General features: G+C 53.9%; 11 protein-coding genes. 9 read left to right on the top strand and 2 right to left on the bottom strand.

Going from position 1 to position 12,666, the window contains the following annotated elements; translation table 11 throughout:
* Window positions 1-18: 18 nt before the first annotated feature.
* Window positions 19-483: an NUDIX hydrolase gene (locus ACR0DS_RS16195; RefSeq protein WP_480483728.1), complete on the bottom strand. Its 465-nt coding sequence runs from the start codon at window positions 481-483 to the stop codon at window positions 19-21.
* Between the two features lie 224 nt (window positions 484-707).
* Here ACR0DS_RS16195 and ACR0DS_RS16190 point away from each other — a divergent pair, with 224 nt between their 5' ends.
* From ACR0DS_RS16190 to ACR0DS_RS16165, 6 genes are all read left to right on the top strand, one after another.
* Window positions 708-1,517, top strand: a complete 810-nt coding sequence (locus tag ACR0DS_RS16190; protein ID WP_480487502.1) for a DeoR/GlpR family DNA-binding transcription regulator — start codon at window positions 708-710, stop codon at window positions 1,515-1,517.
* 61 nt (window positions 1,518-1,578) lie between these two features.
* On the top strand, window positions 1,579-2,553 hold the full coding sequence (gene phnD, locus ACR0DS_RS16185; protein ID WP_480483730.1) for a phosphate/phosphite/phosphonate ABC transporter substrate-binding protein: 975 nt from the start codon (window positions 1,579-1,581) through the stop codon (window positions 2,551-2,553).
* A 60-nt stretch (window positions 2,554-2,613) separates the two neighbouring features.
* On the top strand, window positions 2,614-3,408 hold the full coding sequence (gene phnC / locus ACR0DS_RS16180) for a phosphonate ABC transporter ATP-binding protein (RefSeq protein WP_480487503.1): 795 nt from the start codon (window positions 2,614-2,616) through the stop codon (window positions 3,406-3,408).
* Window positions 3,405-4,220 carry a phosphonate ABC transporter, permease protein PhnE gene (phnE, locus tag ACR0DS_RS16175; protein WP_209507091.1) on the top strand — a complete coding sequence of 272 codons (816 nt, stop codon included), beginning with the start codon at window positions 3,405-3,407 and terminating at the stop codon, window positions 4,218-4,220. Before phnC ends, phnE (ACR0DS_RS16175) begins: the two co-directional genes overlap by 4 nt.
* Window positions 4,220-5,035, top strand: a complete 816-nt coding sequence (gene phnE / locus ACR0DS_RS16170; RefSeq protein ID WP_267366604.1) for a phosphonate ABC transporter, permease protein PhnE — start codon at window positions 4,220-4,222, stop codon at window positions 5,033-5,035. Before phnE (ACR0DS_RS16175) ends, phnE (ACR0DS_RS16170) begins: the two co-directional genes overlap by 1 nt.
* On the top strand, window positions 4,999-5,937 hold the full coding sequence (locus ACR0DS_RS16165) for an HAD-IIA family hydrolase (RefSeq protein WP_480616856.1): 939 nt from the start codon (window positions 4,999-5,001) through the stop codon (window positions 5,935-5,937). The genes phnE (ACR0DS_RS16170) and ACR0DS_RS16165 overlap by 37 nt, the downstream gene beginning before the upstream one ends.
* 218 nt (window positions 5,938-6,155) lie before the next feature.
* On the opposite strand, the gene ACR0DS_RS16160 is transcribed toward ACR0DS_RS16165, so the two are convergent.
* Window positions 6,156-6,608 (bottom strand): Lrp/AsnC family transcriptional regulator, encoded by a 453-nt coding sequence (locus ACR0DS_RS16160; protein WP_209507088.1) that lies wholly within the window; start codon window positions 6,606-6,608, stop codon window positions 6,156-6,158.
* A 115-nt stretch (window positions 6,609-6,723) separates the two neighbouring features.
* On the opposite strand from ACR0DS_RS16160, the gene ACR0DS_RS16155 reads away from it, so the two are divergent.
* From ACR0DS_RS16155 to ACR0DS_RS16145, 3 genes are all read left to right on the top strand, one after another.
* Complete coding sequence (locus tag ACR0DS_RS16155; protein ID WP_480616854.1) at window positions 6,724-7,923, top strand: methionine gamma-lyase; 1,200 nt, start codon at window positions 6,724-6,726, stop codon at window positions 7,921-7,923.
* A 15-nt stretch (window positions 7,924-7,938) separates the two neighbouring features.
* Window positions 7,939-10,311, top strand: a complete 2,373-nt coding sequence (locus ACR0DS_RS16150) for a 1-deoxy-D-xylulose-5-phosphate synthase N-terminal domain-containing protein (protein WP_480616852.1) — start codon at window positions 7,939-7,941, stop codon at window positions 10,309-10,311.
* Between the two features lie 464 nt (window positions 10,312-10,775).
* Window positions 10,776-12,666, top strand: a 1,891-nt coding sequence (locus ACR0DS_RS16145; RefSeq protein ID WP_480616850.1) for a M10 family metallopeptidase C-terminal domain-containing protein, incomplete at its 3' end; no start/stop codon positions are given.

Genomic DNA, 12,666 nt, shown 5'->3' with positions numbered 1-12,666 from the left:
GTTTTGTCAGGCGCTTTCTCATCCAGCTTTTCGTAGCTTGTTAATGACAGACTGGGCGTTCTGATTGCCCGTCAGATTTCTCAGAAAACTTGACAGATCTCTTTCTTCCACCAGCTTTGCCGCTTTCCCCGGTGAAAACCAGTGACGCGTCCGTTCTTCCCGTTCTTTCCAACGCCGCTTCAGTTTTTCAACGACCATGGGATAGAGGGTAACGCGGCAGCGAACGCTATTCGCGCCCTCAAAGCGCTTGTCGTAGAAAAATTGGCCAATCGGCTGTTTCGAGATTGCCCCGACTGCACCTGCTTCTTCCAGAGCTTCAATTTCGGCGGCATGCCAAGGTTTCTTTCCTTCCATCAACCAACCTTTTGGGATGACCCACCGCCCAGTATCGCGCGAAGTCACCATCAGAACGCGTAGTTTTCCATCCCTGTCCCAGCGCATCGGAAGTGCTGCAATCTGGTCTGTTATGTTGCCGTCGCTCATGCTGCCCTCAATGACACGGTATCAATAGCGCACCCAGAATAACCTTCAGTCGTTAACGGTGGTTCTTGGGTTTTCACTATGAAACGGTTCAATTCACACATTCTTGCTTTGCGCTTTGGACTCTTCCGAATTGTCACAACCTACTGAGGGTTATGCAACAAAAATTATTGCATTATGCCCGAAATCCCACAAAAGTGGGGTTTGAAACCTGATTGGGTTGTTGGATGTCCAAAACGAAGATACGTGCCAAAACGATTGAGAAGGGACGGGGTAGGGTAAAAAAATCCGACCGGCGCCAGCAAATACTGCTGGAGTTGAAGCTTCGCCCGCACGTTCGCATCAATGAATTGGCCCAGCGTTTCAACGTCTCCAACGAGACGGTGCGCAGGGATTTTGACGCCCTGTCGAATGACGGCCTGATCGCACGCGCGCACGGAGGGGCATCTGCCCCGGCACAAGGGCATTATCCAGGTCTGGACGAGCGAGCCAACGCGCGGATTGAGGAGCGCGAACGCATAGGTATCAGCGCGGCGGGACTGGTTCGTGATGGTGAAACGGTCATGATCGATTCCGGTTCGACCACAATCGAAATGGCCCGTGCATTGGCCTATCTCGGCACTCCTTGCACAGTGATTACGAATTCAATCCCGGTGGCAATGACCCTCGGCCATGGGGCTGCCGAGGTTCTGCTTTGTCCAGGAGAATATCTGGCAACCGAATCTGCGACGATTGGAACCGAAACGCTGGAATTCCTGTCTCGGTTCAATGTCGACAGATGCATGATCGGCTCGTCAGGTTTTTCGGTCGAAGGCCCTTCAGAAACCGTGCGCGGCTTTGCGGCTGTCAAAAGAATGATGCTGACGCGCGCAGCAAATCGACATCTTTTAATCGATTCAGGGAAATTTGGTCGTAAAGGCCTGTCTCAGGTCGGAGACCTGACCAAACTGGATTCCATAGTTTCCGACACGAAACCAACAGGAGAGTTGCTTAACGCGATCAACGGTGCCGAGGTTGATGTTCTTGTCGCCCCGTAAACACTGAAATGAATGACGAACAGCGGACTGCAAAAAGACCGCGCATGACTGGGAGGAAAACATGAAGATAGACATCAGATTATTGGTTGGGGCATCGGCAATTGCGCTCATGTCGCTTTCCGGGACAGCTTCGGCGCAAGATTGCCCGAGGGGTGATCTGGACGAGCGGTTTTGCGACGTCGATGGGGATTTGATTGCGGATATCCCCACAGATTCTTCCCAGCTAATTGATCCTGACACCCTGATTTTTGCCTATACACCGGTCGAAGACCCGGCCGTATACAAAACCGCGTGGTCAGACTTTCTAGAGCATCTGAAGGCTGAGACAGGCAAGGACGTGGTCTTTTTTCCGGTCCAAAACAATGCCGCCCAGATTGAGGCGATGCGGTCGGGACGTCTGCATATTGCGGGCTTCAACACCGGGTCCAACCCACTGGCAGTAAACTGTGCCGGGTTCCGACCGTTTACGATTATGGCCTCAAAAGACGGTAACTTCGGTTATGAAATGGAGATCATCACCTACCCAGGCTCGGGCATCGAAAAGGTTGAAGATATCAAAGGTAAGCAACTTGCGTTCACGTCACCCACGTCCAACTCGGGCTTCAAAGCACCGTCGGCGATCCTGAAAAGTGACTTTGATCTTCTGCCCGATCGCGACTTCGAACCCGTCTATTCGGGAAAGCACGACAACTCGATCCTTGGTGTGGCGAACAAGGACTATCCAGCGGCATCGATTGCAAATTCGGTAAAGGCACGGATGATTTTGCGGGATGTGATCAAGGAGGAAGATGTTGTTACGATTTACAAATCGCAGACCTTCCCAACCACCGGATTTGGCACTGTCTACAACCTGACGCCCGAATTGCAGGAGAAAATTCGCAATGCTTTCTTCAACTTCGAGTGGGAAGGGACGACGCTTGAAGCAGAGTTTTCCAAGTCGAACGAAGGCCAATTTCTGGAGATGACTTACCAGGAATTCTGGGACGTCATTCGGAAAATTGATGCGGCAAACGGCGTCTCCTACGCCTGCCAATAAGCCTTGCTTAATCAGGCGGGCCTGAGAAGGCCCGCTATCCACCCTAATCGGGGGCATTTTATGCTGCGTCTTCAAAAGCTGACGAAAACCTACAAGACCGGAGATCAGGCACTGAAGGCCATCGATCTTGAGGTGCCCAAAGGGCAGGTGCTTGCACTGATCGGGCCCTCGGGTGCGGGAAAATCGACGATGATCCGCTGCATCAACCGTTTGGTTGAGCCTACAAGCGGCGGTGTTCTTCTGGATGACATGGACCTGACCAAACTCGGGTCGGGTGCGTTGCGGAAAGCACGCCGCGAAATGGGTATGATCTTTCAGGAATATGCTCTGGTCGAACGCCTCACCGTGATGGAAAACGTATTGTCCGGTCGGTTGGGGTATGTCGGATTCTGGCGCAGTTTTCTACGGCGGTATCCGCAGTCGGATGTGGACGAGGCTTTCCGCCTGCTGGACCGGGTGGGGCTGTTGCATATGGCTGACAAACGCGCGGACGAGTTGTCGGGTGGTCAACGCCAAAGGGTCGGCATCTGCCGCGCCCTGATCCAGGACCCAAAGTTGTTGCTGGTCGATGAACCGACCGCGTCGCTGGATCCGAAGACCAGTCGTCAGATCATGCGGCTGATCACCGAGCTGTGTCAGGAGCGCGGGCTGGCGGCTATCATCAACATCCATGACGTGGCACTAGCCCAGATGTTCGTTCCGCGTGTCGTGGGCCTCCGCTTTGGAGAAATCGTGTTTGATGGCCTTCCAACAGGGCTTACCCCGGAAAAGCTGACCGAGATTTACGGTGAGGAAGACTGGGAAGCGACCATCGAAAAAGTGGATGAGGACGAAGATGTCGAGGCCGCAGAATGAGCCATCGAGAACTTGACGACATGCTGGGAAAAGGTTGGCGCAAACCGGCCTTTATCAAAAACACGTTGCTGCGCAGGGCATTGATACTTGGGTTCTTCGCCTACCTGATTGCGGCTTTCATGACCATCGATGTTGATTGGGGCAGGGTCTATGAGGGACTGGACAGGGGATGGGCGTTCGTCCTTGCCTTTACCAGCCCGGATTTCATTTCACGGTGGTCGGATATCTGGGCCGGTCTTCTGGAAAGCATTGTGATGACCGTGGCCGCTTCGGTTGTCGGTATCCTGATTTCGATCCCGATAGGATTGGGGGCTGCACGTAATATCGCCCCGTTGCCAATTTACATAATGTGCCGCGGCATTGTCGCGTTAAGCCGGGCATTGCAGGAAATTATCGTTGCCATTTTGCTTGTGGCCATCTTTGGCTTTGGCCCGCTGGCAGGATTTTTGACGCTGTCTTTCGCAACCATTGGGTTTCTTTCCAAGCTTTTGGCCGAAGATATCGAGGCGATGGACAAAGTTCAGGCTGAGGCGATTCAGGCCTCTGGTGCACGATGGCTGCAATGGATCAACTACGGGGTTCAGCCTCAGATCATGCCTAGGCTTGTGGGTCTTTCCATGTACCGGATCGACATCAATTTCCGGGAAAGCGCTATTCTCGGGCTGGTGGGGGCAGGCGGCATTGGCGCGACACTCAACACCGCGTTTGATCGATATGAATATGATACGGCAGCCGCCATTCTGATCCTTATTATCGGGATCGTCATGGCCCTTGAATACCTTTCCGGAATAATCCGAGCGAGGGTTCAGTAATGCCGGTTCTTGAACGCGACGATACACAAATCTGGCGCAGGCGGACGACCGGCCAAAGCCTGGTTCGCTGGTTTGGATGGCTTCTGGGAGTAGCGGTTTTTGTCTACTGTTGGCAGCTCATTTCGGAATCGACAACCTGGTTTTTCGTCTGGGACGCACCCCGTATCGCCAACGATATCTGGACCCGCGCAACACCTCCGAAATGGGATTATATTACCCAGCTGGGTCGCCCGATCTGGGATACACTGAACATCGCTACACTGGGGACGATCATCGCTCTGTGCATGGCCGTGCCGGTTGCCTTTTTGGCGGCCCGCAATACTACCCCGTCGGCGTTGTTCATCCGCCCCATTGCCTTGTTGGTCATTGTCTCGACCCGCTCAATCAACTCGCTGATCTGGGCGCTGCTATTGATCGCTATCATCGGACCGGGCGTGTTCGCCGGTGTCATAGCAATCGCCATCCGTTCAATCGGGTTCTGCGCTAAACTTCTTTATGAAGCGATTGAAGAGATTGATCACGGTCAGGTCGAGGCGATCACAGCCACCGGTGCTTCGCGGTGGCAAGTCATGGCATATGGGATCGTTCCGCAAATCCTGCCAGCTTTTGCCGGAATTGCGGTCTTTCGTTGGGATATCAATATTCGCGAGTCTACAGTGCTTGGTCTGGTTGGTGCCGGTGGCATCGGGTTGCAGCTCTCGGCCTCGCTTAATGTTCTGGCGTGGCCGCAAGTCAGCCTCATCCTGATTGTAATTCTTTTTGCGGTCATGATCAGCGAATGGGTTTCGGCAAAAGTACGAGGAGCGATCATTTGACCGGATTCTCAGCGCAGGAGGCTTTTAAGGCATACGAAGCCGTCCGGCACCGCCTTCCAGATATTGAACCGAACGACGTGAGCTATCGTCGTATCGAGACCCTTTCCGAAATTATGGATGAGTTTGACGTATTTCTTCTGGATGCGTTCGGGGTTCTCAATATCGGAGAAACAGCAATCCCCGAAACGCCTGAACGGATCAAGTCACTGACGGATGCGGGCAAACGTGTCCTGGTGGTTTCGAATGCCGCAGGGTTTCCTCATGCCACGCTGTTGGAGAAATACACCAGGCTGGGATATGACTTCGCGCCGCAGGATGTGATTACCAGTCGGGCTACGTTGCTGTCCGGGCTGAATGGCCGACGTGGGCTGCACTGGGGTTTGATGGCGACACCCAGCGCCGGTCTTCGCGACTTGGAACGTTTGAAATTAACCTATCTGGAAGATGACCCGCAGCCCTACGAAACCGTTAATGGTTTTCTGATGATCGGGTCAGCCGCCTGGACTGAAGCCCGACAAGCGATGTTGGAGGCGGCATTGTTAAGCCGACCCCGTCCAGTATTGGTGGGCAACCCGGACATCGTTGCCCCACGCGAGTACGGCTTTTCCAAAGAACCCGGTCTTTTCGCGCACCGTTTGGCCGACCGGACGGGCGTAACCCCGCAGTTTTATGGAAAGCCTTTCGGCAATATCTATGATCTTGCTTTTAAGCGACTTGGGCCTGTCGACAAATCCCGCGTTCTGATGGTGGGTGATAGTCTGCATACTGACATTCTGGGCGCGCGTCATGCCGGAGTGGCTTCGGCACTTGTCTCGGATTTTGGATTCTTCGCCGGGCATGATGTTGAGGAAGCTATCAAACAAGCAGCGATTGTGCCGGATTTTGTCGTGACCCGACCCTGAGATTTCGAACTAAGGCGTATTTTAGGAAGAGTGTACGGGCAGGTTGCCTTGCAGAAGATGCGTGTAATGATGATTATGTTGCTTTTGTGGAGGTGTATCCAGTAGGTGAATTTTCTAACGGCAAATACCCATAGTCTCAGAACCTCGAAACCGGTTATTTTGCATCCTAACAATCTGGAACTCAATGCTAAGGGTCACTTTCGAGAACTCAAGCCATCTCAGGCTGGAAACACCGCTGTTTTCTTGACTGTTCCATAGACAAAACTGGTGTCGATCGAAGCTATTCCGCCGATCGGGTGAATTCGGTTTCGAATAAAGTCCTCGTATGCTTCGAGGTCTGATACCAATACCCGCAACTGGTAATCCATTGCGCCGGTCAGCACGTGGCATTCTAGAACTTCATCGATCATCCGAACGCGTTTTTCGAATTTCTGCACATCTGTTTCATTGTGCCGCTCAAGCCGGATGCGGACAAAGACGGTAATCGCCATCCCGTATGCGGCAGCGTCCACATCGGCGCTGTATCCTTTGATGACACCGCTGGCCTCAAGGTTTTTGACCCGCCGCAGACACGGTGAAGGAGACAGGTTGACCTCATCAGCAAGATCTTGGTTCGTCATACGCCCGTCCCGTTGCAACGCTCGAATGATCTGCCTGTCTTTGGCGTCCATCTTCTCTCCATTCTTAGCATATTATGCCAATATTTGCCCTCAACTTGGCATTCTTCGCAACCCATTGCTCAAAGTAAAGGCGCAAAGTGATAACAACTTAGCTCAGGAGCCCACCGTGACCCGCACAACCGGATTTGCCACTCGCGCCATTCATCATGCCTACAACTCGTTTGAAAACGATGGTGCGCTGACCCCGCCCCTCCACTTGACCTCAACTTTCTCCTTCGAATCCGCAGAGGCTGGCGGGGAAATGTTTGCCGGTGAGCGCGCAGGCCATATCTATAGCCGAATATCGAACCCGACATGTGACCTTCTTGAAAAGCGCATTGCCGTGCTGGAAGGTGCCGAGGCCGGGCTCGCCCTCTCCAGCGGGATGGGCGCAATTACCGCCGTACTTTGGACCCTGCTGTCACCAGGTGACGAAGTCATTGTCGACAAAACGCTATACGGGTGCACTTTCGCTTTCATGCGCCACGGGCTGGCAAAATGGGGTGTCATTATTACCCATGTCGACATGACGGACCCTGCAAACCTGAAAGCCGCTGTTTCCGAAAAAACCCGCGTCGTCTATTTTGAAACCCCAGCCAATCCAAACATGCGCTTGGTGGATATCGCTGCCAGTTCAGAAATTGCGCATTCTGTTGGAGCGCATGTTGTGGTCGACAATACATATGCCAGCCCCTATCTGACCCGCCCGATCGAGCACGGCGCGGATATCGTCCTGCACTCCGCCACCAAGTATCTGGGCGGGCATGGCGATGTGGTCGCGGGTCTTGTGGTCGGAACCGCCGAGCAGATTTCTGAGATCCGGCTGGTCGGCATGAAGGACATGACAGGCGCAGTGATGGCACCTTTTAACGCAATGCTGATCCTGCGTGGGTTGAAGACACTGAACCTGCGATTGGATCGTCACTGTGCGTCCGCCAAGGTGGTTGCCGATTACCTTCAGGCACACCCCGCCGTCAGTGAGGTTTATTTCCCGGGGCTTGAGAGTTTTGCCCAGCACGATGTCGCACAACGCCAGATGTCGCAGCCGGGGGCCATGATCGCCTTTGAAATCAAGTCTGGCCTGTCCGGTGGCATCGAGTTCATGAACCACCTGAACATGATCCAACGCGCCGTGTCCTTGGGAGATGCAGAAACCCTGATCCAGCACCCGGCATCTATGACTCATTCGACTTATACTGCGGAAGAACGGGCAGAACATGGGATCAGCGACGGTCTGATCCGTCTTTCCGTCGGGCTGGAAGACGTTGATGATATCCTTGCAGATTTAGAGCAAGCTTTGCCCTACCCTGCCCGCAGTGCCGCCTGAGTCTCGGAGACCACCATGCCATATGATCCCAACCAGTTGAAAACCGTTGAACAGCGTCTGCTGTGGTTGTCGCATTGGATGATCCACCATGCCAATCATATCCGGCCCAAGGTTGATGGGATAAAGGTCGGTGGTCACCAAGCGTCGTCCGCGTCGATGGTTTCGATCATGACTGCGCTATACTTTTCGGCTTTGCGTCCGGAAGATCGGGTTGCGGTCAAACCGCATGCGTCACCGGTTTTCCACGCGATGCAGTACCTCATGGGCAACCAGACCCGCGAAAAGATGGTAAACTTTCGCGGGTTTGGCGGCGTGCAAAGTTATCCCAGCCGGACAAAGGATATCGATGATGTCGACTTCTCGACAGGTTCGGTAGGTTTGGGTGTCGCGATCACCTCGTTTGCTTCGATCATTCAGGACTATGTCAAGGCCAAAAACTGGGGGGCAGATGCCCCGATGGGGCGCATGGTGGCGCTTGTAGGCGACGCTGAACTGGATGAAGGCAACGTATACGAAGCATTGCAGGAAGGCTGGAAAAACGGCCTGCGCAACACGTGGTGGATTATCGACTACAATCGGCAGTCGCTTGACGGCATCGTTCGTGAAGGATTGTTCGAACGGATCGAAAAAATCTTTGATGCCTTCGGATGGGATGTTGTGCGCGTGAAGCACGGCGTGTTGCAGCGCGCGGCCTTCAAAGAACCTGGCGGCGATCGGCTGCGAGACTGGATTGATGCCTGCTCGAACCAGGAATACTCGGCCCTGACGTTCATGGGTGGCGAGGTTTGGCGAAAGCGCCTCATGGACGATCTTGGCGATCAGGGTGATGTGACGGCGCTGATCGAACGGCGCACAGATGCCGAACTCGCTGCATTGATGGAAAACCTCGGCGGCAACTGCGTTGAGACCATGGCCCAAACTTTTGCCGCCATCGAACATGACCGCCCAACCTGTTTCCTTGCCTATACCGTAAAGGGATGGGGCACGCCAATTGCGGGCCACAAGGACAACCACGGCGGGCTGATGAACAACAGCCAGTTCGCCGCGTGGCAAGAACATATGGGCGTGCCCGCCGGCGAGGAATGGGAACCGCTTGCGGCAGTGCAGGACCCGGAGGCGCTGAAAGACTTTCTGTCGAAAGTTCCCTTCTTTGCCAAAGGTCCGCGACGCTATTTCGATGGCAAGCTGGATGTTCCATCAATTGACATCGACACAAGCCGCGAAATCTCGACCCAAATGGCTTTCGGCAAGATTTTGGATGACTTGTCGAAGGGCGACAGCCAATTGGCCGAGCGTATCCTGACGACGTCCCCTGATGTCACAGGCACAACAAACCTTGGCCCTTGGGTAAACCGGCGCAAACTGTTTGCCCGATCCGAGCAAGCCGACGCTTTCATTGAACACCGTATCCCTTCGACGGCAAAATGGGAATTTACTCCCGAAGGGCAACATATCGAACTTGGTATCGCCGAGATGAACCTCATGTTGCTATTGGGCGCTGCGGGCCTTTCGCATTCCCTGTTTGGCAAGCGGCTCATCCCGATCGGTACGGTGTATGACCCCTTTGTCAGCCGCGGCCTCGATGCGCTCAATTACGCTTGTTATCAGGATGCGCGCTTTATGCTGGTCGGCACGCCTTCGGGCATAACTCTGGCCCCGGAAGGCGGCGCGCATCAATCCATTGGCACACCGTTGATCGGGATGAGTCAGGACGGTCTGGCAGCCTTTGAGCCAGCCTTTGCCGATGAACTGGCAGTGATCATGGAATGGGCCTTTGATTACCTTCAGCGTGACGGCGAAGGACAACCGGACGAACGCACCTGGCTGCGGGACGAAACAGGCGGTTCGGTCTATCTGCGCCTGACGACAAACCCGATTGAACAACCTGGAAAGCGTGTGGACGATGAGTTCCGTCAAGGTGCTATTGATGGCGCATACTGGTTGCGGAAGCCGGGCCCGAATTGCGAGCTCGTAATCGCCTATCAGGGGGCCGTTGCACCCGAAGCGATCAAAGCCGCTGGCGTAATGGGCGAAGGACGCAAAGACATTGGCGTGTTGGCGGTGACTTCGGCAGACCGGCTAAACGCCGGGTGGACGGCAGCGCAACGGGCGCGATCGCGCGGCAATCAGGAGGCTCGGTCCCACATCGAAACTTTGATGACCGGTCTGCCGCGCCACTGCAAGCTGGTTACCGTGATTGACGGACACCCCGCGACATTGTCTTGGCTGGGTGCCGTACAGGGACATCAGACCATCCCATTGGGGGTCGAACATTTTGGTCAGACAGGGACAATCGGCGACCTCTATCGGCGCCATTGCATTGACGCGTACGCTATCCTGGAGAAGGTGAATGGTCTGACCCATGGTAAGGCTTTGCTTCGCACATGAGCAGCGGTATTGGGCGTCACAGCTAAGGTCCCTTACGCTCCGGGTATTTGGGCCCTTTCTGCAGGCGCGCGCTTGGGTTCGAAACCCCGAACGAAAGGCACCTTGTTCGAACCAAACTTTTGGGATCTGAGAAGAATTACGACTCGGGACTAAAGAAAAGATCCGCGCGCCTTTGCTTCTGTCACTACAGGTGCTCAAAACTGTCGTTGGTATGGACCGCCAGGAAAATCAATTTTGCGTGTATTAAGTCGGCCTATGCACGCTATCCGACCGGTTTTTTGGAAATATTCTTATTCATGTATGCGCTTAATAAAAATGGGTCTGTTCCTCTAGAATGTAACTCTTGAATAGCCGTTGATAATGTAGTTTGCAGGAGACACTCCAGTACGCGTTTGCCCCAAAAAGAACACTTTGTTCGAGCAGTTTCAGCGCAATCAATAACACCTAATTTCTAAGACAGAATAATGGCCACCGTTACAACAATCCCCAGACCGTCCGTAAGTTCTCCGCTCAGCTCTATCCAGGGCACCTATGCATATGGTGACGGGAATCCGTCGACCACGACGGTGATTTCCTACAGTTTCGGGCACTTCTCTGATACACAGGCTTGGTCATCGGAGTATAAGGCGGAGTTCCGTGCGGCGCTGGCCGCAATAGAAGCCGTTGCAAACATTAATTTTGTCGAAGTCACATCCGGTTTTGCTGACTTGGTTGAGGTTATTGCGCCTTCTTCATTCTTTGGAGACCCTCGGACTTTGGGATTTCATTATTCGCCATCGAACGGGACGTCCTATGGTGCATTCAACACGTCATACTGGACTGCTTCTTTCAACGGAAACGGTGATCCGGGCGGGTATTTCTTTACCACTCTAGTTCATGAATTAGGTCACGCTCTTGGTTTGGGCCATCCTCATGACACGGGTTTGGGTACAACCGTGTTGAGCGGTGTAACCTCGCCATTCGACTCGTTTGGGGCGGCGAGCCTCAATCAGGGCGTTTACACCGTGATGTCCTATAACGATGGATGGACTTCACAAAACGGGTGGCTGCGTTCTGATGCCACATATGGTGGTTCAACAGGGCTTGGGGCTTTGGATGTCGCCGCGTTGCAGGCCATGTATGGGGCGAATACATCGCACAACTCCGGGGGCAACACCTACACACTCCCCTCTGAAAACGTCGCAGGAACTGGGTACCAAGCCATTTGGGATACTGGTGGAATTGACACGATCCAGCATAACGGTGGCTCGAACGCATATATAGATCTCCGGGCGGCAACTTTGGATTATTCCGTTTCTGGTGGTGGGTTGGTTTCACATGCAGCGGGCATAAAGGGTGGTTTCACAATTGCGTATGGCGTCGTGATTGAAAACGCGTCTGGCGGATCTGGTGCCGATACTATTGTCGGCAATACCGCTCAAAATGTTTTGCGCGGGAACGACGGAAACGACACCATTCACTCGCTGTCCAACGGAAGCAACAACAACACCATCTATGGCGGCCAAGGCGACGATATCATCTTTGTGGCCCAAGGTACTGGTGCTGACCAGGTCTTTGGGGACCAGGGCAATGATCTGGCTGTTGTGCGGAGCAACGCAGGTACGTTTTCGGGTGGAACCGGCACCGACACTGTCAGATTCGTTAGCGCGATAAGCAACTTTTTATTCTTTGAAAACGGTGTCTTGTACGAATTTCTGGATGTAGTCACACGCACAACATTCACGATTGCAGACGACGTAGAGTTGGTCCAGTTTCTTGACGGGCTACAGCAGTATGCCCGGTCGAATATCAAGTCTGCAATGCAGCTTTCAGATATCGATACTCAGGGAACAACGCTACAACATGCCAGCCAAGGGCTTTATGTGCTGGATGGCGGCAGTGCGAACATTGCTTTGATTTACGGTGGCCAGTCTATTGGGCAAAACTCGCTTGCAGGCTGGCAGGCACTTCAGGCCGAAGCGTCGGGCGGTGGCTACAAGGTTCTGTGGCAGAACACCAACGGGTCATATGCCGAATGGACCACGGATGCTTCGGGGCAATACCAAAGCGGCGTTACCATCGCCAATGTTGTCGATGTCGAAGTTTTCTATGGTGTTGATCTGAACAATGACGGCCACACCGGCCACGTCACAACCAACATCGAGAGCAGCGGATCGGTAACACTCGCGTCGTCAACCCGCGGCGAGTATCTGATCAACGGTACCATCGGCTTGTCGTATAATGGTAATGCAATTGGGCCAGACAGCCTGCCGGGCTGGCAGGCACTTCAGGCCGAAGCGTCGGGCGGTGGCTACAAGGTTCTGTGGCAGAACACCAACGGGTCATATGCCGAATGGACCACGGATGCTTCGGGGC

The organism is Ruegeria sp. AF5 (assembly GCF_056541905.1).
Note: the sequence above shows the minus strand (reverse complement) of the source record. Positions and strands in the feature narration are given on the sequence as shown.

Bases quoted from the DNA above. Each gene is read 5' to 3' on its own strand.
- ACR0DS_RS16195 (WP_480483728.1), bottom strand. From the start codon at position 483: ATGAGCGACGGCAACATAACAGACCAGATTGCAGCACTTCCGATGCGC.
- ACR0DS_RS16190 (WP_480487502.1), top strand. From the start codon at position 708: ATGTCCAAAACGAAGATACGTGCCAAAACGATTGAGAAGGGACGGGGT.
- phnD (WP_480483730.1), top strand. From the start codon at position 1,579: ATGAAGATAGACATCAGATTATTGGTTGGGGCATCGGCAATTGCGCTC.
- phnC (WP_480487503.1), top strand. From the start codon at position 2,614: ATGCTGCGTCTTCAAAAGCTGACGAAAACCTACAAGACCGGAGATCAG.
- phnE (WP_209507091.1), top strand. From the start codon at position 3,405: ATGAGCCATCGAGAACTTGACGACATGCTGGGAAAAGGTTGGCGCAAA.
- phnE (WP_267366604.1), top strand. From the start codon at position 4,220: ATGCCGGTTCTTGAACGCGACGATACACAAATCTGGCGCAGGCGGACG.
- ACR0DS_RS16165 (WP_480616856.1), top strand. From the start codon at position 4,999: ATGGGTTTCGGCAAAAGTACGAGGAGCGATCATTTGACCGGATTCTCA.
- ACR0DS_RS16160 (WP_209507088.1), bottom strand. From the start codon at position 6,608: ATGGACGCCAAAGACAGGCAGATCATTCGAGCGTTGCAACGGGACGGG.
- ACR0DS_RS16150 (WP_480616852.1), top strand. From the start codon at position 7,939: ATGCCATATGATCCCAACCAGTTGAAAACCGTTGAACAGCGTCTGCTG.